We start from the raw sequence: 511 nt of genomic DNA on the forward strand, positions 1-511 counted from the left end.
GCCCGAGATCAAAGCAAAACCCCTGATCGTGAGATCAGGCAACAGACTCAAAACACTTCAAAACGTCCGGCTAACTGCACAAACGCCTATTTAAACAAGGGTGTTCGGCTGACTTCGCAATTCAACCAAGGGGTTTCCGAGGATTCTCGGCGGCTTGTGCAAACTATCTGCTTCCCTCTTTGCACAAGCGAGCATTTTGGGATAGAATAGCGGGACGCTTTACGGGCCTATAGCTCAATGGTGGAGCAGGGGACTCATAATCCCTTGGTTGCAGGTTCGAGCCCTGCTGGGCCCACCAGCAAACACGCAAAGGCTGCATCGGTTTCGATGCAGCCTTTTCCATGCCCGCATGAAGCCGCCCATCCAGAGGGCGCCGCACGCCCACGGGTTATGTTTCAAAAAGTGTGTCCGATCCAATTATTCACTGCCTGTAATTCGTAGGCATGTGAAACTCCTCCCAGACGATGCCTGAGCCGTACCTGTCGGGTGTGCCCTCACCTTTGCCAGCATC

The 511-nt window shown here is 53.6% G+C and carries 1 protein-coding gene and 1 tRNA gene; both read left to right on the forward strand.

Annotated elements, in window-relative coordinates; all coding sequences use genetic code 11:
* Positions 1–210: hypothetical protein (locus tag DMP08_RS12560; RefSeq protein WP_211328443.1), on the forward strand; the 210-nt coding region annotated here is incomplete at its 5' end.
* A 13-nt stretch (positions 211–223) separates the two neighbouring features.
* Positions 224–298: transfer RNA gene (locus tag DMP08_RS12345), tRNA-Ile, on the forward strand.
* Positions 299–511 lie beyond the last annotated feature (213 nt).

Origin of the sequence: Paraeggerthella hongkongensis (genome assembly GCF_003726035.1) — a bacterium.
Classification (GTDB): Bacteria; Actinomycetota; Coriobacteriia; order Coriobacteriales; family Eggerthellaceae; genus Paraeggerthella; species Paraeggerthella hongkongensis.